Origin of the sequence: Chlorogloea sp. CCALA 695, assembly GCF_003003885.1 — a bacterium.
Taxonomy (GTDB): Bacteria; Cyanobacteriota; Cyanobacteriia; order Cyanobacteriales; family Chroococcidiopsidaceae; genus Aliterella.
This window is the reverse complement of the sequence record NZ_PVWN01000007.1, coordinates 119,510-141,103: the sequence shown is the minus strand read 5'-3', so window position 1 is coordinate 141,103 and position 21,594 is coordinate 119,510. Positions and strand designations below refer to the sequence as shown.

25 protein-coding genes and 1 pseudogene are annotated in these 21,594 nt (G+C 42.2%); 18 read left to right on the top strand and 8 right to left on the bottom strand.

The window, feature by feature from the left end; all coding sequences use genetic code 11:
- Window positions 1–134 precede the first annotated feature (134 nt).
- On the bottom strand, window positions 135–1,193 hold the full coding sequence (argC, locus tag C7B70_RS06225; RefSeq protein WP_106368192.1) for an N-acetyl-gamma-glutamyl-phosphate reductase: 1,059 nt from the start codon (window positions 1,191–1,193) through the stop codon (window positions 135–137).
- Between the two features lie 227 nt (window positions 1,194–1,420).
- On the opposite strand from argC, the gene ribBA reads away from it, so the two are divergent.
- Complete coding sequence (gene ribBA, locus C7B70_RS06220; RefSeq protein WP_106368191.1) at window positions 1,421–3,100, top strand: bifunctional 3,4-dihydroxy-2-butanone-4-phosphate synthase/GTP cyclohydrolase II; 1,680 nt, start codon at window positions 1,421–1,423, stop codon at window positions 3,098–3,100.
- A 161-nt stretch (window positions 3,101–3,261) separates the two neighbouring features.
- Here ribBA and C7B70_RS26885 read toward each other — a convergent pair whose 3' ends face one another.
- Together C7B70_RS26885 and C7B70_RS06215 are read right to left on the bottom strand one after the other, a co-directional pair.
- A complete protein-coding gene (locus C7B70_RS26885; protein WP_199192091.1) occupies window positions 3,262–3,402 on the bottom strand; it encodes a hypothetical protein in 141 nt (46 codons plus the stop codon).
- Between the two features lie 54 nt (window positions 3,403–3,456).
- Window positions 3,457–4,554 (bottom strand): Gfo/Idh/MocA family protein, encoded by a 1,098-nt coding sequence (locus tag C7B70_RS06215; protein ID WP_106368190.1) that lies wholly within the window; start codon window positions 4,552–4,554, stop codon window positions 3,457–3,459.
- A 432-nt stretch (window positions 4,555–4,986) separates the two neighbouring features.
- Here C7B70_RS06215 and C7B70_RS06210 point away from each other — a divergent pair, with 432 nt between their 5' ends.
- The 6 genes and pseudogenes from C7B70_RS06210 (at window position 4,987) to queC (ending at window position 8,071) form a co-directional block, all read left to right on the top strand.
- A complete protein-coding gene (locus tag C7B70_RS06210; protein WP_106368189.1) occupies window positions 4,987–5,814 on the top strand; it encodes an MBL fold metallo-hydrolase in 828 nt (275 codons plus the stop codon).
- Window positions 5,815–5,935: 121 nt separating this feature from the next.
- Window positions 5,936–6,019, top strand: a pseudogene (locus C7B70_RS28695) (hypothetical protein); the annotation flags it as partial.
- Between the two features lie 302 nt (window positions 6,020–6,321).
- Window positions 6,322–6,939, top strand: a complete 618-nt coding sequence (locus C7B70_RS06200) for a Uma2 family endonuclease (protein WP_106368188.1) — start codon at window positions 6,322–6,324, stop codon at window positions 6,937–6,939.
- Between the two features lie 4 nt (window positions 6,940–6,943).
- Window positions 6,944–7,159, top strand: a complete 216-nt coding sequence (locus C7B70_RS06195; RefSeq protein ID WP_106368187.1) for a hypothetical protein — start codon at window positions 6,944–6,946, stop codon at window positions 7,157–7,159.
- Window positions 7,135–7,326 (top strand): hypothetical protein, encoded by a 192-nt coding sequence (locus C7B70_RS25865; protein WP_146134013.1) that lies wholly within the window; start codon window positions 7,135–7,137, stop codon window positions 7,324–7,326. Before C7B70_RS06195 ends, C7B70_RS25865 begins: the two co-directional genes overlap by 25 nt.
- 73 nt (window positions 7,327–7,399) lie before the next feature.
- On the top strand, window positions 7,400–8,071 hold the full coding sequence (queC, locus tag C7B70_RS06190) for a 7-cyano-7-deazaguanine synthase QueC (protein WP_106368186.1): 672 nt from the start codon (window positions 7,400–7,402) through the stop codon (window positions 8,069–8,071).
- Window positions 8,072–8,081: 10 nt separating this feature from the next.
- Here queC and C7B70_RS06185 read toward each other — a convergent pair whose 3' ends face one another.
- The gene (locus C7B70_RS06185; RefSeq protein ID WP_106368185.1) at window positions 8,082–9,455 is read right to left on the bottom strand and encodes a hemolysin family protein; all 1,374 of its coding nucleotides are present in this window, start codon (window positions 9,453–9,455) and stop codon (window positions 8,082–8,084) included.
- A gap of 165 nt (window positions 9,456–9,620) precedes the next feature.
- On the opposite strand from C7B70_RS06185, the gene C7B70_RS06180 reads away from it, so the two are divergent.
- The 7 genes from C7B70_RS06180 (at window position 9,621) to C7B70_RS06150 (ending at window position 15,186) form a co-directional block, all read left to right on the top strand.
- Window positions 9,621–10,754 (top strand): cob(I)yrinic acid a,c-diamide adenosyltransferase, encoded by a 1,134-nt coding sequence (locus C7B70_RS06180; protein WP_106368184.1) that lies wholly within the window; start codon window positions 9,621–9,623, stop codon window positions 10,752–10,754.
- Window positions 10,755–10,941: 187 nt separating this feature from the next.
- A complete protein-coding gene (locus C7B70_RS06175) occupies window positions 10,942–11,799 on the top strand; it encodes a TIGR02587 family membrane protein (RefSeq protein ID WP_106368183.1) in 858 nt (285 codons plus the stop codon).
- Entirely contained in the window at window positions 11,796–12,179 is a 384-nt protein-coding gene (locus C7B70_RS06170) for a hypothetical protein (RefSeq protein ID WP_106368182.1), read from the top strand. Before C7B70_RS06175 ends, C7B70_RS06170 begins: the two co-directional genes overlap by 4 nt.
- 117 nt (window positions 12,180–12,296) lie before the next feature.
- On the top strand, window positions 12,297–12,953 hold the full coding sequence (locus C7B70_RS06165) for a hypothetical protein (protein ID WP_106368181.1): 657 nt from the start codon (window positions 12,297–12,299) through the stop codon (window positions 12,951–12,953).
- Window positions 12,954–12,955: 2 nt separating this feature from the next.
- A complete protein-coding gene (locus tag C7B70_RS06160; RefSeq protein ID WP_106368180.1) occupies window positions 12,956–13,531 on the top strand; it encodes a DUF924 family protein in 576 nt (191 codons plus the stop codon).
- 132 nt (window positions 13,532–13,663) lie between these two features.
- Entirely contained in the window at window positions 13,664–14,020 is a 357-nt protein-coding gene (locus C7B70_RS06155) for a hypothetical protein (protein WP_106368179.1), read from the top strand.
- An 80-nt stretch (window positions 14,021–14,100) separates the two neighbouring features.
- Window positions 14,101–15,186 carry a spore photoproduct lyase family protein gene (locus tag C7B70_RS06150; protein WP_106368178.1) on the top strand — a complete coding sequence of 362 codons (1,086 nt, stop codon included), beginning with the start codon at window positions 14,101–14,103 and terminating at the stop codon, window positions 15,184–15,186.
- Here the strand turns inward: C7B70_RS06150 and C7B70_RS06145 are convergent.
- A complete protein-coding gene (locus C7B70_RS06145) occupies window positions 15,183–15,395 on the bottom strand; it encodes a hypothetical protein (protein WP_106368177.1) in 213 nt (70 codons plus the stop codon). The genes C7B70_RS06150 and C7B70_RS06145 overlap by 4 nt on opposite strands.
- A gap of 4 nt (window positions 15,396–15,399) precedes the next feature.
- Window positions 15,400–15,894 (bottom strand): thioesterase family protein, encoded by a 495-nt coding sequence (locus tag C7B70_RS06140; RefSeq protein ID WP_106368176.1) that lies wholly within the window; start codon window positions 15,892–15,894, stop codon window positions 15,400–15,402.
- A 35-nt stretch (window positions 15,895–15,929) separates the two neighbouring features.
- On the opposite strand from C7B70_RS06140, the gene C7B70_RS06135 reads away from it, so the two are divergent.
- From C7B70_RS06135 to C7B70_RS06120, 4 genes are all read left to right on the top strand, one after another.
- On the top strand, window positions 15,930–16,796 hold the full coding sequence (locus C7B70_RS06135; RefSeq protein ID WP_233220833.1) for a DUF72 domain-containing protein: 867 nt from the start codon (window positions 15,930–15,932) through the stop codon (window positions 16,794–16,796).
- 136 nt (window positions 16,797–16,932) lie between these two features.
- Window positions 16,933–17,838 (top strand): hypothetical protein, encoded by a 906-nt coding sequence (locus tag C7B70_RS06130; RefSeq protein WP_106368174.1) that lies wholly within the window; start codon window positions 16,933–16,935, stop codon window positions 17,836–17,838.
- A gap of 28 nt (window positions 17,839–17,866) precedes the next feature.
- On the top strand, window positions 17,867–18,253 hold the full coding sequence (locus tag C7B70_RS06125; protein WP_233220832.1) for a type II toxin-antitoxin system VapC family toxin: 387 nt from the start codon (window positions 17,867–17,869) through the stop codon (window positions 18,251–18,253).
- Window positions 18,254–18,285: 32 nt separating this feature from the next.
- Complete coding sequence (locus C7B70_RS06120) at window positions 18,286–18,627, top strand: 4a-hydroxytetrahydrobiopterin dehydratase (protein ID WP_106368201.1); 342 nt, start codon at window positions 18,286–18,288, stop codon at window positions 18,625–18,627.
- Here C7B70_RS06120 and C7B70_RS06115 read toward each other — a convergent pair.
- Window positions 18,624–20,213 (bottom strand): DHA2 family efflux MFS transporter permease subunit, encoded by a 1,590-nt coding sequence (locus C7B70_RS06115; protein ID WP_233220831.1) that lies wholly within the window; start codon window positions 20,211–20,213, stop codon window positions 18,624–18,626. The genes C7B70_RS06120 and C7B70_RS06115 overlap by 4 nt on opposite strands.
- Window positions 20,214–20,314: 101 nt before the next feature.
- Window positions 20,315–21,592: an MFS transporter gene (locus tag C7B70_RS06110; protein WP_106368173.1), complete on the bottom strand. Its 1,278-nt coding sequence runs from the start codon at window positions 21,590–21,592 to the stop codon at window positions 20,315–20,317.
- Window positions 21,593–21,594: the final 2 nt, after the last annotated feature.

Below are 21,594 nucleotides of genomic sequence, written 5' to 3'. Positions count from 1 at the left end.
CCATTGGGGGACGGCTTACCTCCCCCAAACCCCCTGCAAAAGGGTCTTTGGGTAAACCCGGTATTTCCTGGCAATACACCTGTTGTAAGTAAATTAAGCTAAATGCTTTGTAGTTCAAGCTTTCTATCCTCAAACTAGGGGTAAAATCCTAGTTTGGGTAGTCCTAAGGTTTCATCCCAGCCCATCATAATGTTTAAGCACTGAATCGCTTGCCCTGCTTGTCCTTTGATTAAATTGTCAATGGCGGACATGACGATCGCTCTCCCTGTACGTGGATCTACTTCAATGCCTATGTAGCATAGGTTGCTGCCACACGCCCATTTAGTTTGTGGATATACGCCGCTTTCGCAGATTGTCACCCAAGGGGAGTTACGATAAAATGCTGTGTAAATTGTCAGCAAGTCTTCTCTTACTAATCCTGGATCTCTTAATGTTGCATACACTGTTGCTAATATTCCCCGCACCATTGGCATTAAATGCGGTGTAAATTGAATCGTTACCTCTTTTCCAGCTAAATCACTGCAAACTTGCTCGATTTCTGGGGTATGTCGATGACGCGCTACGCCATAAGCTCCTATTGAGTTATCAGCCTCGGCTAACAACATCCCAGTTTTTGCTTGTCTACCACCCCCAGAAGTGCCGGATTTGGCATCGATAATCGCTGTTTCTGGCACGATTAATCCTTGTTTGAGTAAGGGTGAAAGTGCCAATAAACTCGCTGTAGGATAGCACCCCGCACAACCAATTAGTTGACTTTCAGCAATGCGACTTCTGTATAATTCTGGTAAACCATAGACTGCTTTATCTGCGATCGCACCATCGCTTCTCTCTTTCCCATACCAAGATGTATAAGTATCTAAGTTTGTAAACCGATAATCTGCTGACAAATCCAGCACTTTACAACCTTTTTCTATCAATGTCGGCGCTATTTGACACGCAAGCCCATTTGGCAATGATAAAAATACTACTTCACAACGTTCGGCAATTTCTACAGGATCTACTGCCTCAATTTTGCGCTTGACAAGATGCCCTAAATGTGGATACAAATCGGCAAAAGACTTACCCGCACTACTTTCACCGCCTAAATAGGTAAGCTCTAACTCTGGGTGATCCATCAACAGCCTCACTAGCTGCACCCCTCCATAACCTGACGCGCCCACAATGCCAACCGATACGCGCCTTATATCACCCATAATTATTAACCTTTAGGAGTTTTCACTAAAAAAATTCAACTTTTGCCAAATTCTATATCAGGTTGTGTTTTTATGTGCAAGGTTTCGAGTAAATATGTGCAATTGTAGGAATGCGATCGCATTATCTCCTTAAACTAGCCGGGAATCTCGCCCTATTAGAAACAGGCTACAATCAAATTAATCTAAGCTTCAAGAAACTTTACAACTTACTTTATTTGTAATACTCTGTGCAACAGCCTACAACTGCTTTAAAACAACCATTTCAATTTGATTCAATCGAGGATGCTTTAGCCGATCTCAAAGCCGGGCGAATGTTGGTAGTAGTGGATGATGAGAGCCGGGAAAATGAAGGAGACTTAATTTGTGCTGCTCAGTTCGCTACGCCCGATACAATTAATTTTATGGCAGTAGAGGCGCGGGGATTGATTTGTTTAGCTATGACTGGCGAAAGGTTAGACGAGCTAGATTTGCCTTTAATGGTGACTAATACCACCGATACTAATCAAACAGCTTTTACCGTCAGTATTGATGCTTCCCCAGCCTTGGGCGTAACTACAGGCATATCTGCTGATGATCGCGCCCGGACGATTCAAGTTACAATTAATCCTCATACAAAACCAAAAGATTTACACCGCCCAGGTCATATTTTCCCTCTCCGAGCGCGATCGGGAGGAGTGCTAAAAAGGGCTGGACATACCGAGGCTGGGGTCGATTTGCCGCAGTTAGCAGGGTTGTACCCCGCCGGGGTAATTTGTGAAATTCAAAACTCTGATGGCTCAATGGCACGTTTACCGCAATTAGTTGCGTATGCCAAAGTTCATAAATTAAAAATTATTAGTATTGCAGACTTGATTAGTTATCGTCTCAAATACGAGCGCTTTGTCCGTCGTGAAACGGTAACAAAATTACCAACGCAATTTGGAGAGTTTAATATTTACGGTTATCGCAATACGCTGGATGATTCCGAACACGTAGCCGTCGTTAAAGGTGAACTTGCAGACTTTGCTGACAAAACTGTCATGGTGCGGATGCACTCGGAATGCTTGACAGGGGATGCTCTGGGTTCTTTGCGCTGCGATTGTCGAATGCAGTTGCAAGCAGCTTTGAAAATGATTGAAAATGCAGGACTTGGCGTTGTAGTTTATTTAAAGCAAGAAGGGCGCGGAATTGGGCTAATTAATAAGCTAAAAGCCTACTCTTTGCAAGATATGGGTTTAGATACGGTGGAAGCTAACGAACGATTGGGTTTTCCTGCCGATTTGCGTAATTATGGTGTAGGAGCGCAAATTTTAAACGATTTGGGCGTAGAGAGAATTCGCTTAATTACTAACAATCCTCGCAAAATTGCCGGGTTGAGAGGCTACGGTTTAGAAGTGACTGACCGATTACCATTACTCATTGAAGCGACCGATTATAACTCTACCTATTTGGCTACAAAGGCTGAAAAACTAGGTCATATGCTGTTGCAGACTTACTTAGTTACGGTCGGTTTGCACTGGAAAGATGAGCCATTATCTGTAACCGAGCGCTACGATCGCTTAGAGAAATTACGCAACCTAGCGCGATCGTCCGATCTATTATTGCAGGAAGAAGCAAGACCCGTTGCGATCGCTTTATTCAGCGAACCTTCAATAACTGTACATCTAGGCTTGGATCAAGCGCAAGTTGCGGCGATAGATTGGTATAAAAACCCCGATCACCCTTATGTAAAAGCAATTTCTCAAATTCTAGATAATCTCGCAAGTTGGACATTTTTAGAAAAGCTAGAGTTTTTAGTTTCTCCTGGAGTCGATCCTTTAACTAGCTTGCAAGTTAAATTAGATCGCCAGGTGTTGAGTACAGACGAATTACCATCCGCCATTTGCAACCAGTTAGAAACCCAAAAAATCTATTGCTACGGCTGTTAACTACTCTCATATTCTCCCCCTTTTTAAGGGGAGTCAAAAAGCGGTGTAGCTGAACCTGACCGCTTTGTTGACGTGGGTTGGGGGGGATCTCTTGCGATATATTCCTACTCAACTCAAAAAACCTACCAATTGGCAGGTTTTTTAACGTAAAAGTATCGACATCAATTAACTGCGTAAGCCGATTTTAATGCCCAAATAATTAAAGCTGCGATCGCTCCTAAAATCAGTACGGTAGAAATCGTCACTGCTTTTGGGGTATCTGCGCCTTTAAATTTCATAATTCCCCGATTCAAGTCAGACATCAGGCTAGTCTCCTTTAGTAGTGTTCTAATCCGTCGCCTTAATTCTAATCGCTTCTACACATTAACGATGTCACAACTAGGAACATTGATATCAATTCCCGATTGGTTCCAAGCACGACCATCTAAAGCCATCTGTTCGATTAAACTCGCTAATCTCAACGCTTTTAATGCTTGTTCTCCACCTACTGACGGCTGATTTCCACCCCTTACACAGTTGACAAAATGCTCAAGTTCTGCATGGAGTGGTTCTATATTGCTGGTATGCACTTTTTCAATCAAACCATCTTGACGATAAAGCACTTGACCGTAATCTGTTATGCAATTAGCGGTTGTTTGCCGATGGATGAGAATTTCATTATTGAGAAAATCTGCTTCCGTCAGCGAGTTTTTGCAATGTGCGGCAATGCGGCGGATTTTGCAATGAGTAACTTTACTCGCCGTCAGAGTTGCCACGATCCCATTAGCAAAGCCCAAGGTAGCCGTCACATAGTCTAAATAAGGGCGAGGCTTAGTATTTGCCGAAAAATTACTTGGTTCTGTAGCACAGGCGCGGCTACCGCTTGCTGTCAACTTAACTACGGGGGAATTGGCTAATTCTAGTAATAAATCGATATCATGAATCATTAAATCTAATACTACCGATACATCATTAGCGCGATCGGAGTAGGGACTCATGCGATGAGCTTCTATAGCCAGCAATTGCTCAGTTTTCAAGACTTTGCAAAGTTCTTGAAAAGCTGGATTAAAGCGTTCAATATGACCTACTTGTAAAATACTCCCACTTTGGGCCGCCGCATTTACCAATGATTCAGCTTCGGCAATACTAGCAGCGATCGGTTTTTCGATCAAAATATGAATACCAGCTTCCAAGCAAGTCATGCCCACAGAATGATGTAAATAAGTGGGAACAGCAATACATACTGCATCTACATGAGGTAGCAAATCGCGGTAATCTTCAAAAAAACGGACTCGGTACTTACTAGCAGTATCGAGTCCTCTTTCAACATTGATATCAGAAACCCCAACAAGCTCTACATCTTTAAGTAAACTCAGTACGCGGGTATGATGTTGCCCCATATTCCCCACTCCAATCACGCCTATGCGAATTGGTTGAGGCTGGTTGCGCCTATCATGATTGTTTTGTTGTGCCATGAATATGCTGTTCTCCACTCCTTTCCTTTCCTCAGCCACCAAAGTACAAAAACGCCGCTAAATGGCGTATACGGTCAATTATCAACACTTAAGCCCTTAAATCATCCAGCTACTAGCATAATGCTTATATTTATAAAGAATCTCAAAGTTTAGTTGAAGTTCCTGTATTATGTATTTTTTTATCAAGGGCGATCGCTGTCTTTAGTGTTATTTTGGCAGCAGCGTTTGTGGGCAAGAGAATGTGTCAGTTTTTTGCCCGTCCATTAGATATTTTGGCGTTGCTGGGAAGTGGGAATGAGTAAAAAGGTGTTTTTACTCGGTACGGGTAATCTTAAAACTTCACATAGGAACTTTAAACTAATACCAAAAAGTAGAGGTATATCACAATTTGAATGCGTGAAAATTTTAGTGCCAACGCACAAGAGGAAATTTATGCGTATTCATCATCTTAATTGCGGTTGTATGTGTCCCATTGGTGGGGCGCTGATGGATGGCTTCAGTCGCGGACTGACTGCCCAGCTTGTATGTCATTGCCTGCTGATTGAGACAAACCAGGGGCTAGTTTTAGTTGATACGGGGTTCGGTCAGCAAGATGTTCGAGACCCTTACTCGCGTCTTAGTCCATTTTTTATCCATTTCAATCGCATTCAGTTTGAACGCAAATATACAGCAATTGCTCAAATTGAGCAGTTGGGTTTTAGTCCAAGTGACGTGCGCCATATTGTGCTTACTCACCTCGATTTTGACCATGCAGGCGGCCTTGAAGATTTCCCAGAAGCAACCGTACACATCATGCAATCTGAGGCGGAAGCAGCCCAAAATCGCCACGGATTTATTGCCAGTCGGCGCTATCGTCCGGGTCAGTGGGATGAAGTTGAACGCTGGAAATATTACAGTGCTGGCGGCGAACCTTGGTTCGGGTTCCAGGCTGTACGCGACCTTGAAGGTCTACCACCAGAAATTTTACTCATTCCCCTAGTTGGTCACACGCGGGGTCATGCTGGGGTTGCCATCGACACACCAGAGGGCTGGCTGCTTAATGCTGGTGATGCTTACTTTTATCGGCAGGAAATGGGGACTCCATACCACTGTACGCCAGGTTTGCGCGCTTACCAGTGGATGATGGAGGTAGACCGAGAGGCTAGACATTTCAATCAAGCGCAGTTACGCCAATTATCGCGCGATCGCACCTCAGAAGTAAAAATGTTTTGCAGTCACGATGCTATCGAGTTTAAAACCTTTGCTAGTACCAAGGAATGAAGCAACAGGGCGAATTGTATTCGCCTACTCTATCGCTCTTGCTTAAAATACTTTTGCCGATTTTTAAGGATGTGTTTGAGATGAGGCTGTTGTTCTTTTATCTGGCGGCTTAGATTCGGCAACGGTACTTTATAGCGCCAAGCCCTCTGGCGTGAATGTTACGCTTTATCTTTTAACTACAACCAAAATACAAAAGCGCCGCTAAATGGCGTATAAGGTCAATTATCAACACTTAAGCCTTTAAATCATCCAGCTACTAGCATAATGCTTCTATTTACAAAGGATTTCAAAGTTTAGTTGAAGTTCCTGCATTATGTATTTTTTCAACAAAGGCGATCGCTATCTTTAGTGTTATTTTGCCAGCAGCATTTATGGGCGTGAGAATGTGTCAGTTTTTTTCCCGTCCATTAGCTGATTTAATTGAGCTATGGGTGCATTGCCTGTAAATAAATTAGTTTAGAGATACGGTTGCAAGTAATAACGTTGTCAAAGCCCAAGGTAATTTTTATGACTACCACTACTGCCAAGAAGCTAAGTTTTGCCGAGTTTCTTCAGCAATACCCCGATGGTTATGGCATTTTTGAATTAGTGGATGGGGAGATTGTTAAAGTGGAGCCAATCAGAGCGCATAAAAATGTAGCAAGACTATTATTATTTGCTTTCAACGATGAAATTAGACGCAATAATCTCAGCTATATTGTCGATCAAACTATAGTGATCAGAACTTCTACCAGTAACGGACGAGAACAAGGCAGAAATCCCGATGTTAGTGTAGTTAGCGAAGTCGAGTGGAACTCTAATGTATCAGGTTATGCAGCCCTAACGAAGCCTATCCAACTAGCGGTAGAAGTCGTTTCAACTAATTGGGAAGACGATTACATTGATAAATTAGCAGAATATCAGCGTTTAGGGATTGCAGAGTATTGGATTGTTGACTACTTAGCGATCGCATCCCGTAGCTATTTGGGCTATCCTAAAGTGCCTACAGTGTCGGTATATCAACTAATTGACGGTGAATACCAAGTACAGAGATTTACTGAAAATACTCCGATTATTTCGCCTACTTTTGGGCAACTAGAACTAACTTGCGAGCAAATAGTTACCGCAAGTCAGATATATACTTAATTAGATGAACATCCCTGATCGCTTGCCCGATAAACAAGAGCAAGGCTTATTATCTGTTAGATCCGCTCTGCAAAGTAGAAATCTCCAAGCTTTGACTTACAGTTACGAGTTAGGGACTGGAGCAATTTTGTTAGTGTTTGGTACTGATAAACAAGTATTGGGTAAAGTAGTAATCAAAGAGGATGTTACAAGAATATGGCAAACAACGAACGAGACTTGAGAGAACTTAGTGATCGCCAGTTGGATAACTTGAGCCAGGACGTAATCGTTGAACAAATTAGACGGATTGAAGAAGATCCAAACGCTTTTGTTGTTCCTAGTGAATCTTCTGTTGAAGAAGATTTGAAAGTAATAGATATAATTCTTGCTCAAACCAATAATAAGTAACGCACTTCGCACTTCCAGGCAAACTAATCTAGCATAGAAGTCTAAAAATCTATATGCCGAAGGTGTTGCTAACGTGAAGGTAGTTGTTTTATTGTCTGGTGGATTGGATTCAGCAACGGTACTTTACAGCGCCAAATCCTCCGGGTATGAATGTTATGCTTTATCTTTTGATTACAACCAAAGACAAGTACGAGAATTAGATAGTGCGATCGCGCTTTGCAAAGCTGCGGGTGTAGTTGGTAAAGTAATTAGCTTTGATTTACGTTCTTGGGGTGGATCGGCGCTTACTGATGACAAGATAGATTTACCAGTCGAGCGATCGCTTTCCCAAATGGGCGAGAATATCCCTGTAACCTACGTCCCCGCCCGTAATACGATATTTTTGAGCTTTGCCCTAGCTTACGCCGAAACCATCGGTGCAGAGCGCGTCTATATAGGTGTCAATGCCTTGGATTACTCTGGGTATCCCGATTGTCGCCCGGATTATATTCAAGCAATGCAGGAAGTTTTTAGATTAGGGACAAAGCAAGGTAGAGAAGGGGAATCAATTAAAATAGTTGCACCGCTAATTGACTTAAAAAAGACTGAAATTATCCAACTTGGCAACAAGTTGGGCGTACCTTGGGACAAAACCTGGTCGTGTTATGCAGGAAACGAGAAAGCTTGCGGCGCGTGTGATTCTTGCAAGTTGAGACTAGAAGCTTTTGCTGAATTGGGATTAATCGATCCAATTGCTTATAAATAAGTAAGAGCATTTACGTTCGACGGCGCATTTTTATATGATGCAAACGCGCCCCATCTACGGAAATCACTGTAAAATCTAGGTTCTCGTAAGTTAAAGTTGTCCCGACGGGAGGAATTTTTTGTAACTGATATAGCAAAAAGCCCCCCAATGTCTGATACTCGTTTTTCAAAGGCAAACTTAACTTTAATAGCTCATTAAGGTCTTCTAAATTCATCTGCGCTTGGACTAAATAAGTTTGCTCATCCAAGCGTTCGATCATCAGTTCCTCAGCGCTTCCTGGCTCCCCAGTATCGCCAATAATTTCCGCTACCAAGTCTTTGATAGTTGCCAAACCCACAATACCGCCAAACTCGTCTACGATCATCACCATCGATAGATGACTGCGTTGCATTATGGGCAACAGTTCGCTTAATGGCGTGTGTTCTGGTACAAACCTAACTGGACGCACCCAGGATTTTAATGGTGTTTCTAGCGCCAGCTTTCCGGTAACTAAAGGTGTTGCCAATTCCTTAAATTCAATAATTCCGCAGACATCATCTAAAGATTTGCCCACTACAGGATAGCGAGAATGTCCGGTAGCAGTGACTACTTCTAGCAGCGACTCAAAGGTTCCGTTAATTGGCAAAGATACCATGTGATTGCGTTGAATCATCACTTCTGAAGCGGTGACATCGCCAAACTCAAATACGTTATTTAGTAATTCTCTTGCTCTAGCTTTTAAGCCTGTAGATTCGCGCTCGGTAGCAATAATTAGCTGCAATTCTTGCGACGATACAGGGGTTCTCCAACCTTGTCCACTATAGTTAATTCCCCCTAAGCGCAACAGCCAACGAGTAGAATGATTGATTACCCAAATTAATGGATTGAATAAACGCGCGATCGCTTTTACTGGAGGAGCCAAAAATCTCGATAACTCCTCTGGATAAAGCAATGCCACTGATTTGGGACACAATTCGCCTAAAACTATTTGCAGATAAGCAACTAATATAAAAGCGCTGGGAACGGATATAGAGTGAACAATCAAGTTCCGCATCCCTCGCTCTATGGGCAAGTTTCCAATCCCTGAAGCTACCAAAATTCCCATTGTGCTTTCGCCAATCCATCCCAAAGCAAGGCTCGAAAGCGTAATCCCCAACTGAGTAGTTGATAATAAGCGATCAATACTTTTTTGGAGAGTTTGGACAGTATACGCTTCCACGTCTCCAGCTTCTACCAATTGATGAATGCGCGATCGCCTCACGGTAACCAAGGAAAATTCCGCCGCCACAAAAAACGCATTGATAGCAATCAATACCAGCACTGACAGTAATCTCAGCCAAATATCTGCCTGGGTGAGTGGAGCAAAACCATTCAGCGCCAAAATATTAAAAACAAAGGCAAACATCAGCAAATTTTATAAGGTAAAAAGCAGAAGTTAGTATCTACATACTATTTTCCCCTCTTTTTAAGGAGAGCTAGGGCAATGTGCGCTTTTCAATTTTTAATTTACATTATATCCATCTACTCATTTTTAGTTAGGCTGTAAGCTGATTCAATCCCTCCTAGAGCAATGACAAGAAACGGTATTGGTATTCGCACGGCGCAACTACGAACCCATCGGGTTGTAGGTCAAATTCACGTTTATGATGGTGCAGGCAAAGGTAAGTCTCAAGCGGCTTTAGGGGTAGTTTTACGCTCTATTGGTTTGGGGATTAATAGTAATATTGCTACCCGCGTTTTGCTTTTGCAATTCCTCAAAGGCTCCGAACGTGCCTATGATGAAGATGGCGCAATTGAAGCTCTGCAAAGAGGTTTTCCCCATTTAATCGATCAAGTCCGCACAGGTAGAGCCGAATTTTTTACTAAAGAACAAATCACCCGTTTCGACCGCCAAGAGGCAATTCGCGGTTGGGATGTGGCTAAAGGTGCGATCGCCAGTGGTTTATATTCAGTAGTAGTTTTAGATGAACTCAACCCCATGCTCGATTTGGGTTTGTTAGAGGTTGAGGAAGTTGTCAAAGTTCTAAAATCAAAACCAGAGGAATTAGAAGTTATTGCTACAGGGAGGGCTGCACCGCCGCAATTATTAGAGATTGCCGATTTGCACTCTGAAATGAAACCCCACTACCACCCCACCGCCGCCGCCCAAGGAATTACCGGGATAGAAATCTATACAGGCGCAGGTAAAGGTAAGTCTACAAGCGCTCTGGGTAAGGCGTTACAAGCAATTGGTAAAGGTATCAGTCAAGATAAATCGCACCGCGTCTTGATTATGCAATGGCTCAAAGGTGGGACGGGATATACTGAAGATGCGGCGATCGCAGCTTTAAGACAAAGTTACCCTGATTTAGTCGATCATCAACGTTGCGGACAAGATGCGATTGTTTGGCGGGGACAGCAAAAAGAGCTTGATTATGTAGAAGCGGAAAGAGGTTGGGAAATTGCGAGAGCAGCGATTTCTTCTGGTTTATATAAGACAATTATTTTAGACGAGCTTAATCCTACCGTAGACTTAGAATTGCTCGATCCAGCGCCAATTTTTCAATCTCTCCTCCGTAAGCCCCGCGATACACAAATTGTCATTACTGGGCGCTGTCACAATCCCCCAGCTTACTTTGATTTAGCCGGGGTGCATTCAGAAGTATTTTGTCATAAACATTATGCTGATACTGGGGTAGAACTTAAACGCGGGGTGGATTTTTAAACTATGGAAACTAATACTTTAGACTTGATTACCGCCGGACTTGCGATCGCTATTTTTGGTGGCGGTTTGTTGATGATGTTTACCGACTTATTTACTAAAAAAAGTAAATAATTCAGCAGATGGATGAAGAACGCGATACTAAGGGTTGATAATGAAATAAAGGTATAAATTGTACCTAAGTTTTGTCATGAATCGCTCTCAAAAAGATCGCTCCATTGGGCGAAGTCTTCAAGAATATTTACGCGGGATTGCTGGGGGGGTAATGTTTAGCCTGCCCTTACTTTACACAATGGAGGTATGGTGGGCAGGTTTTACCATGCACCCTTTGCGCCTGCTACTATACGTTTTAGCTACTTTTACTTTATTGCTAGGCTATAACCGTTATGCAGGTCTGAGGTGCGATTTTACACCCCTGGAAGTAGCCGTTGATTCGGTGGAAGAAATGGGAATAGGGATGGTAATTTCCGCCGTCGTGCTTTGGCTGCTAGGACAAATTACCACCGAAATGCCGGGGAGTGAAGTTGTAGGCAAAATAATTATTGAATCAATGACTGTCGCCATTGGTGTTTCTGTGGGAACGTCTCAGTTAGGCGGTAGTAACGATAATGACGATACTGGAACCCAGGAATCAACGCCATTTTTAAGCGAAGATAGTGACTTAATAGGACAACTTGCGATCGCTACTTGCGGAGCGGTATTATTTGCGGCAAATGTTGCACCCACTGAAGAAATTATCCTGATTGCTACTCAAACTACAGCTTTAAAATTGGTAGGAATGGCAATACTATCAATGGTTTTCGGTTCGCTAATATTGTTTTACAGTGATTTTAGCGGTTCCCAGGGTTTTAGTAAGAGTAGAGGTATAAAAACGATATTTGGTGGCGCGATCGTTACTTATGCGATCGCGCTAGTGGTTTCGGCGGCGATTTTGTGGATATTTGGGCGCTTTGATCATACAGGTGCGATCGTTTGCTTATCAGAAACCGTAGTATTAGGACTTTCGGCTAATTTAGGCGCTTCGGCGGGGAGGCTACTGTTACAATGAATATACAAAAAAATTGGTTAGAATGGCTAGTTTTTGCGGTAAGTCTTGTCCTCGTACTCTGTACGTTGGGTTATTTAGTCTACGACGGTGCAACGTCTGCTAAAACCCCCGCCAATATTGAATTAGAACTAGGCAAACAGCAAAGTCAAGCAAACCACTTTATCATCCCTGTTTCAGTCACAAATAGCGGTGATACTACTGCCGAAACTGTACAAATTGAAGTAACACTCGAAAATTCTGGTAAAGAGCAAGAAAGCGCTCAATTAGAAATTGGTTTTCTTCCTCGCCACTCCAAGCGCGAAGGCTGGGTTACGTTTCAAACCGATCCGCGTACCGTACAGGAGACAAAGGCGCGAGTATTAGGATTTGAACAGTCTTGATCGCTATCATTAACAATGTAAATGTCAAGGAAATGATATAAATAGGAACCTTTTATCAAGCGAAATGTCTGATTAAATATCACGCAAAAAACAGTTTATTCAAGAAAGAAGGTATTTATGGCTAATTGGAAACCTGGAACCGCCGCGCTCATGGCATTAGCAATTATAACTGGTACAAGCGCGCCAATATTTAGCAATGCGTCAGCTTCGGCTCAATTATTCCCATCGTCGTCAAGAAGTACCACAAGTACCACAAATACCCAAATTACTATTCCTTCGGGGACAACTATTCCCGTGCGCTACAGCAAAGCCGAGAAAATTGTTGTTAGTCCTAAAGAGACAATGGCAGTAACTTTGACGGTAGCCAGCAACATTATTAATCGAAGCGGTACTATATTGATTCCCGCCGGAAGCACCATTGAAGGCGAACTGCAACCTGCTAGCAATGGTTCGCAATTTGTAGCTAGAACATTAATAACAAATAACCGCCGCCAGTCCATTGATGCTACCTCTCAAGTAATTAGCCAAACTAGCGTTAGTCGCGGTTCTAAAACACGGAATATATTAAAAGGTGCAGCCGTAGGTGCAGCAGCATCCGCCGCTTTAGGAGCTTTGACAGGCGATCGCGCTATTGCTACCGAGGAAATATTGTTAGGTACGGGAGCGGGTGCATTGGGTGGAGTATTACTACGCAACAAAAAAGCTGATGTAGTAGTAATCGAAACTGATACAGATTTAGCTTTAACCTTACAGTCTAATTTGGCATTGCGTTAAGCATGGCACGAGTAGAGGAGATTTTGGACTTCTGGTTTGGCACTCCTGAGTCGGAAGATTACGGAAAAGAGCGATCATTTTGGTTTACCAAAAATCCAGAATTTGACCGAGAGTTAGGCGATCGCTTTCTATTAGACTACGAACAAGCCGCCGGGGGTGAATTAGACTACTTACAAGATTCACCTCTTGGCTGTTTGACGCTGGTTTTGTTATTAGATCAGTTTGGGCGCAATATGTTTCGCGGAACGCCAAAAAGCTTTGCGACAGATGCCAAGGCGCTGTTTGTTGCTCAGGGTGCAGTAGAAAGGGGGTGCGATCGCGCTTTATTACCCGTACAACGCTGGTTTATTTATTTGCCCTTTGAGCATAGTGAAAACCTTGCCGATCAAGAGCAGTGCGTTGAACTATTTGCAACTTTATCTAATCACCCAGCTAGTGCAAATACTATCGAGTATGCGTTGCGTCATAAGGCGGTAATCGAACGCTTTGGGCGCTTTCCCCATCGCAACAAAATTCTGGGGCGGGTAAATACACCCGCAGAAGTAGAATTTCTCAAGCAACCCGGCTCATCATTTTAATCATTATTAGCAGTATAAACACTTAGCGGCAAACCCTACAAAAAAGTAGCAAAAGCCGTTGCGTGTAAAGCTTCTAGCTCGCTCTTAAATGTTCGATAATAGAGATAAGTCAAAGAGAAAAACAATAGCTAAATGAGAATACAGTCCTCGGTATTGGTACATTTAGGATTCGGTAAGTATGTACGTTCCGACCAAGTTACCGCCGTCATTCCCATCGAAGAAGATAGAGGGCCAGGTAGAAGGACATTTGTACAAGTAGAAGGTCAAACAGACCCGGTGGTAGCATCTCGCGCTGAAGACTCCATCGTACGCGACTTAGTGCAAGAACCCCGTGAGGTTACCCAATCACGCCAGCAGCAAGAAATTCTCCACGACTTATTGTTAGACCTCAATAATGTTAATAAAACGGTAAGGCGAATTGCTCGTGATGAAGGCGGTTTAGATTTAGAACGATTAGAGCAACGTATCCGATCTGTTTTAGAAAACTAAGCTTTGTAAAGACGTTGCATTGCAACGTCTTTATAGAGTCTCTACGCTCTAGTTTATTTGCACTATACATTTTTACTTAAATGAAGTCAGGCACTATAGCCCAAAACCTTCCCACTACTGAGACATCGCAACCTAAATTGTGGATGCCCGATCGCGTTATCTTCACTCCCGCAGCCTTAGATGAACCCTGGGGACAGCAGCTTTACAAGCGGGTACAAAGTTTTAATTTACCTATTGAGGAGTTACCCCGCAACCGTTTAACGGGCTTACGGGGCGAAACACCCCGCGAAACCTACGACCTTGCTAAACGTACTTTAGCAGTGGTTACGGCTCCTCCTAGCGCCTTCAAGCTTAGTCCGATTCCCCCCTCGGCAGATTGGCAGTTTCACATCGCTGAAGGCTGCCCAGCCCACTGTCAGTATTGTTATTTAGCCGGGAGTCTGCAAGGGCCGCCAGTAATTCGCGTCTTTGCCAACTTGCCGCAGATACTAGCAAATTTAGCTAATTACGAGCAATCAGGGGAAGCTAAAAGCTTTGAAGTTAGTTGCTATACTGACCCCTTGGGAATTGAGCATTTAACCGGGAGTTTGGCTGAAGCCATCCGCTACTTTGGCACGCGGGAAGATGGTTATCTGCGTTGGGTTTCTAAGTTTGACGCGGTAGATAATTTACTAGATTTGCCCCACAACGGTCATACGCGCTGTCGAGTAAGTGTCAACGCTGCGCCTGTTTCTGGGCGGTTTGAGGGCGGTACAGCTAAGGTGACAGCAAGACTTGCAGCATTGCGGAAATTGGCATTACCGCCAAGTCTTGGTGGCGGTGGTTATCCTGTAGGAATAGTTATAGCCCCAATTATGCCGGGTGAAGATTGGGAGTTGCACTACAGTCAACTATTTGATGAAATTTCGGCGGCGCTTGATTTTGATTGCGATTTAACTTTTGAATTAATTTCTCACCGTTTTACTCCAGGCTCAAAAGAAGTATTGTTAAGTTGGTATCCCAACACCAAACTAGATTTGGACGAAGAAAAGCGCAGCGTCAAGCGTAACAAATTTGGTGGGACAAAGTATGTTTACAACGCCGATACTATGAAAGCACTGCGGCGCTTCTTTGAAGGCGAGATTCAAAAGAGATTTCCTCAAGCCCGTATTCTTTACTGGACTTAGTTAGGCGCGTTTTTGATAAAGCGATCGTAAGCAGTTTTTTGTTCGGGAGTTGCAGAGAGTAAACACTCTTGATGGATGCGGTTTAAACTCTGCAAATACTCCTGATTTTGGCTCAAAACTTCATTACTAGCGGTGGAATTAATTAAAGACAATTGAGCGCGTAAGGGTAGTTGACGGAAGGCTTCTAAGCGTTTTTCTAGAGATGACATACGGTTATTTTTCGCCTATTGCTGCTAATCGGGCTAAAGCTTCTTTCATTGCTTCGGGTAATTGGCGCATAATTTTCCCTCTTTCTCGATCTATAGCGACTAAAGTTACTTGCGCCGACACATATAAATCCTGAAAATTGGGGGATTGAATTTGATAATCCCAATTAATCTTTACACCACTAACATTTACCATCCGAGTTTTTACGATCGCTGCCATTCCTAATTTAATTGGGCGATGATAACGAATAGAAAGCTCTACAACGGGCAAATCGCACCCCAAAGCAACTAAATCAGCAAGTTCTATCCCAATTGATCGCAAGCATTCTACTCTTGCTTCTTCCATCCAAGTTAGATAAGAGCCATGCCAAACAACTCCAGCATAATCTGTATGATGGGGGTGCGCTCGAATTGCATACTCAAACCAATTCTCAAACGCTAATCGGGGCAAATTTTGAATTTCCCCAGTGGGTAGTAGTTGGGGAGACTGATTTTGTGACACTTGTTCAATATTCCTAATTTGTCTCTCTTAATATTATGGAATTACTTGACATGAATTTCCGCATCGGTTGTGCTGTTTGGTCTTACAAAGGTTGGGTCGGAGACTTTTATCCGTCAAAAAGCCGTAGCAGCGAATTTTTACGATTGTATAGCGAAGTCTTTTCAACGGTTGAAGGTAACACGACTTTCTACGCCATTCCCAACCAAGATACTTTAAAGCGCTGGATAGCAGAAACTCCGCCAAGTTTTAAGTTTTGCTTAAAGTTGCCCAAACTATTAACTCATCAAGGTTTGTTGCAACCTTCTATTGCTGGCGCGTTAAGCTTTTTAGAGCAAATGCAGACGTTAGGCGATCGCCTAGGAGTAATTTTTGCTCAACTTCCTCCTAGTTATAGTCCAGAATTACTGACTGATTTAACAACGTTTCTTGAAGCTTGGGCGCATCAAGCACCACTTGCTTTAGAAGTGCGTCATCCTGATTGGTTTAAAGAACCTCATAATAACAAGCTAACAGCTATTTTAGAAAAGCTAGGAATCGGTAGAGTTTTGCTTGATTCTCGCCCTATTTATAATGCGCCAGACGACGCGCAGCTACACAGCGAAAGCCGTAAACCAAACTTACCTGTAAACTTTAGCGTGACTGCACCCTTTACTTTAATTCGCTTTATTAGTCATCCTCAACAGCAATTTAATCAGAGTTATTTAAAAGAATGGGTTAGTTTTTGCGATCGCGCTTTGCGTCAAGGTACGCAGATTTACTTTTTTGTTCATTGTCCAATGGAAGTGCGATCGCCTCATAATGCTCGTTACTTCCACCAACTATTACAACAGCATAATGTGCCTATTCCGCCCTTACCTTGGGATGAAATTGACAATCCTACTACGCAACTTAGACTATTTTAATTTCCAGCGTTTATAGTACAATGTATAATACATCTGTGCTGTCAACTACAGGTTTCTCTTAGGTTTATATAAAACTTAAATTCAACAACTTTTTTACATTAACAGCTTAGATTATTTTAGGATTCAAGTTATAAAAATGATTAGCAATCCACATTTGCCTGAAAACGAAATTGACAATAATAAATCTAATTTAGAAGAATCTGTAAGTTCATTTTTAGATAAACATGAAGAAGAACAATATAAAAAAGATTTCGGGCAATTTATAGATGTTTTGTTGAAGATTATTCATCCTGAATCTTCTGAAAAAAACTATTTTTTCTCAAATCCAATTCACAGAATATTAAATCAACGCTCTATAATTTTTTTCATTATTGTATTTTCAGTCATAGCTCCTCTCATCATAATTGCAGACAAAGTTAATATAGTATTGTTTCTTGTTGGAATGCAAGCAGTAGTAATTATTATTGCTTTCGGTTCAACTTTGAAAGAGCTTGTGAGATTAATTTCGTTGGCAAAGTCAAGTGCCAAAAATCAAACAAAGACAACCTTTGAAAAAATAAGGGACGAGTTTATAATGGAGCAAGCAGCAGTTAAATTACTTCGTAATACTATTATTTCAGAAGAAAAATTAAAGCTTTACGAAATAGAAATAGAAAAACAAGTTAGAAATACACAAATTAATGAAAAGGTTATCTACAATGTATTATTATCATTTCCCATATTAATTACTTTTATTGTAATATATTTTTATGGTGAACAAGGGTTTAAGTCTTTTAATAATATATTTCTAATTTCACTAAAATTACCATTAGTAGCGCTTTATCCCATAATAGTTGGTATGGTTAATGGCTTAGTTTTCAGATCGGAAATAGACAAATTAAATAAATGCTTGTCCTGTCTAAAAAAAGCTCAAGTTAAGCAAGATGTGCAAAAACCTAAGCTAGGACAGTCTGACGAAAAAGAGAGTTTTATGTCGCAGATGAGAAAAATAAAAATTGATGCTCCTGCTGATTTCTCTACTAATTACGAGAAATATATGTGAGGAGAAAAGAATATTGAGTGAAATATTCGTGGATACAGGATTTATATTTGCACTATTTAACGAAAAAGACCAATATCACCAAAAAGCTTTAGACTTAGCAGATAAATTTGAGGGGACTCATTGGCTAATGACAGAAGCAATTTTATTGGAAATAGGCAACGCACTAGCAAAAAATTATAAGCAACAAGCAGTTGAATTTATTGAAAAGTGTATGGCTTCAGATGAAGTAGAAGTTGTCAAAATTACTCCATATTTATTTACTCAGTCTTTGGAGTTATATAAGTATCCAGATAAAAAATGGGGTTTGGTTGATTGTATCTCTTTTATAGTGATGCGGGAGAGAGGAGTAAATCAAGCTTTAACTTTTGAGGATCATTTCTCCCAAGCAGGGTTTCAAATATTGACAGCAAATTAATTAAACTTGTAAAAACTATTAAAGTAATGAATATGGAAAATCTCACCCAACAAAAATGTACAGCTTGTAACAAAGATGCACCCCGCGTCACTGAGCAAGATATAACCGAACTTAAGCCACAAATTCCCGATTGGCAAATGATTGAAGTTGAAGGACAACCGCGCTTAGAGCGTACTTATACGTTTCCTGATTTTGTTAGCGCGATCGCCTTTACAAACAAAGTCGGTGAAGCCGCCGAAGTTGAAGGACATCACCCCGCTTTACTAACTGAATGGGGAAAAGTAACTGTAACTTGGTGGACACACGCCATTTGTGGACTGCATCGCAACGATTTTATTATGGCGGCAAAAACTGACCAAATCGCTGCAAATTAATGAGCGATCGCGCCGCCAGTTGCCTTAGCTTTCTTAAAGAAAATAATGGCTAACCCACTCAACAACAACGCAAAGCCAATAAAGTAAAAACAATCGTTGAAAGCCATTATATAAGCTTCTCGGCGGACAAGGTTGCTGATAGTTGCGATCGCGCGATCGTGCGCTGTACTCAAATCTGCACCGCGACTAATAAAATACTGACTCAACTGCTCGATGCGCTGTTGAGTATTTGGGTCATACAGCGAAACCGAGTCACCTAAACGATTAGAGTGAAATTGCTCTCTCCTCGTCAATAATGTTGCTAAAGCCGCAATTCCAATTGAACCACCCAAGTTACGCATCATATTAAATAAACCCGAAGCAGAACCCGCCTGCTCTTTTTCAATTCCGGCGGTAGCGATCGTTGTCAAAGGTACAAAAATCAACGGTTGTCCGAGCGCTCGTACAAGTTGCGACCATTTTAATTCGTCAATACCTGTATCGTGCGTCATAGTTGAATTCATAAAACAACTAACCGCAAACAGACTGACACCGATCGCAATTAATAATCGACTATCAAGGCGCTGCATTAACTTTGGCACTAAAGGCACAATTAGTAATTGAGGCAATCCTAACCAGGCAATTACTTCACCAATTTGTAACGGGTTATAACCCTGTATTTGGGCTAAATACAAGGGCAAAATATACACCGAGCCATACAACCCGATCCCCAAAGAGACATTGACAATACTAGCTAAACCAAAGTTACGCCTTGCTAACAAACGCAGATTAATAAAAGGTTGCTTGCGAGTAAGTTCAATCCAAAAGAACGCTGTTAAGAAAATTGCGGCAATTATAGATAACCGGAAAATTAACGGCGAACTAAACCAATCTTTACGAGTTCCTTCTTCTAAAACTACTTGCAACGACCCCAAGCCAATCGCCATAGAAGCTATCCCAAGCCAATCACCTTGTTTAATCAGGTGCAATTGTTGGGGTTGAGGACTGACAGCATACCAAACCGCGCTTACCAGCATGATTCCCGGAATCACATTGAGATAAAAAATGTAGTGCCAACTAAAGTTTTCTGTCAACCATCCTCCCACAGTAGGGCCAATCGCTGGAGCAAATACCGCCGTAATTGCAAACATTGCCATCCCAATAGGCTGCTTGGCGGGGGGTAAGGTGGTCAAAAGTATGGTTAACGCCATGGGGATCAATACGCCCCCCGCCAAGCCTTGCAAGGCACGGAAAACAATCATTGAAGGGAGATTCCACGCCCACGCACAGCAAACAGAAAAGAAGATAAAAGCGATCGCATTAGCTAGCAAATACAAACGGGTAGAGAATACCCGCGCCAACCATCCAGTTAACGGAATTACTACAATTTCCGCCACCAAGTAAGCGGTAGAAATCCAAGAACCTTCTTCTAAGGTTGCCCCCAAAGCTGCTTGAATGTCTTTAAGCGAAGCATTAGTAATTTGAATATCTAGCACTGCCATAAATGCGCCTAGCATCGCTCCCCCTACAGCAATCCAGCTTTTGAGGGGAACTTGAGGCGATTGAATGGTATTTTTGGTTGGTCTAACTGCACCTGTATCAGTCACAAGTTTACTTCCATTGAAATTAAGAGGATTAAAACAGACGTGTATTGCTAGTACCTGAAATTATTAAGTGAATACCAATCGATATACTCTCAAAGTATTTTCTAAGCATCCGCACTTGGTAAAAGCCCTATTTTTTGATAAACGGGGCGGACTATCCGCCGTAAGGTAGGCAATTGCTGGCTAAAAATTATCGTTGCAGCGATGCAAAGCGCCCCCCCTACTACCAAAGTATTTGTTGCCCCAATTCGCTCTGCTGAAATCCCCGCTAATAAATTCCCGAAAGGAACTATCCCTAAAAATGACATTGTGAATATACTCATGACGCGACCGCGTTTGTCATCTTCAACCAGAGTTTGAATAAGTATATTGCTTGAGGAGATTAACAAAATTGAACCTAAGCCAATCACAAAGCACATTAGTAAGGAAAACCAGAGCGTTCGAGACACGCCGAAAGCCACAATCCCAACTCCCGAAACAGCCGGAGCTAAAGCGATGACATTGCCAAGTCCTACTACACTTTTTCTAGTGCTTAAATACGCCCCACCAAACAACGCACCAATTCCGGATGCTGCCATAATAAAACCCAAAGTATGAGCATCACCTTTTAAGATTTTGGTTGCAAAAATTGGCAGCAAAGTTACATAGGGCATGGCAACTAAACTAAATAATGCTAATAGTTGCAAAATCGCGCGGATGGGAGGAAAGCCAAAGGCATATACAAACCCTGCTTTTACTCGCTCGATGGCGCTGCCCGTAGGAGTAGTTTTAGGTTTAGACTTGAGCCTCATTGCTAGTAGCGCTGCAATTACGGCAATATAACTAAGTCCATCAATTAAAAAACAGTAGCCCGATCCGACTCGGGCAATTATTACCCCCGCGATCGCTGGGTCAACTAATCTCCCTCCATTTACTAGCGAAGAATTAAGCGCGATCGCACTTGCCAAATCTGCTTTGCGTTCGATCATTTCTGGGACAAAAGTTTGCCTAGCTGGAGCATCCAAAGCATTAATTACGCCTTGAAGTAAACTCAAAAAGATAATATGCCCAATACTAATTGTGTGTGTCAGTGCTAGTACAGCTAATGCCAAGGACTGAATCATCGCCAATACTTGAGTCGTAACTAATATTTTCCGAGTATTCCAGCGATCTACCAGTACCCCCCCAAAAGGCGATAGAAACAAGCTAGGAATTTGACCGATAAAACCAACTACTCCCAATAACAGTGCCGAATTAGTTAATTGATACACGAGCCAAATAGTTGCCACTTGCGTCATCCAAGTGCCAATTAAGGAAATACCTTGTCCAGCAAAAAATAGTTGATAATTGCGCGACTTCAAGGCGGGGATGCCAATGGGAAAATTGATTGATTTTTTAGTCATGC